This is a genomic window from Flavobacterium sp. A45 (assembly GCF_002001005.1).
Taxonomy (GTDB): domain Bacteria; phylum Bacteroidota; class Bacteroidia; order Flavobacteriales; family Flavobacteriaceae; genus Flavobacterium.
Window position 1 is genome coordinate 1 of sequence record NZ_MUNX01000121.1, and the last position, 579, is coordinate 579.

At 39.4% G+C, this 579-nt stretch carries 1 protein-coding gene; it reads left to right on the forward strand.

Translation table 11 applies throughout. From position 1 onward, the window contains the following. Position 1: 1 nt before the first annotated feature. Positions 2-579, forward strand: a 578-nt coding sequence (locus tag B0E44_RS14955; protein ID WP_124019350.1) for an aldehyde dehydrogenase family protein, incomplete at its 3' end; no start/stop codon positions are given.

The following is a 579-nucleotide window of genomic DNA, read 5'->3' on the forward strand; positions in this document are numbered from 1 at the left end:
TATGCTAAAAGGATTTTTCAATGTACCTACAGCGGTAAACGAACCCGTAAAAGGATACGCACCTAATTCCCCTGAAAAAGCAGCTGTTTTATCAGCGTATAAAGAAATGTGGAATACTAAAATCGACGTTCCATTGTATATTGGAAGTGAAGAAATTAGAACAGGAAACACCAAAAACATGACCGCTCCACACGATCATCAACATGTAGTTGGAACTTACCATTTAGCCGAAAAAGGGCATATACAAAAAGCTATCGCCAATGCATTGGAATCCAGAACAGCATGGGCAAATATGGCTTGGGAACAAAGAGCTGCTATTTTCCTAAAAGCTGCTGAATTAATCGCTGGTCCTTACAGAGCAAAAATCAACGCTGCAACTATGATTGCGCAATCTAAAAATATCCATCAAGCCGAAATTGACGCAGCCTGTGAACTGATCGATTTTTTACGTTTCAACGTAGAATTTATGACTCAGATTTATGCTGACCAGCCAAAATCGTCCTCTGATATGTGGAACCGTTTAGAATACAGACCTCTTGAAGGTTTTGTATACGCAATAACTCCATTCAACTTTACTGC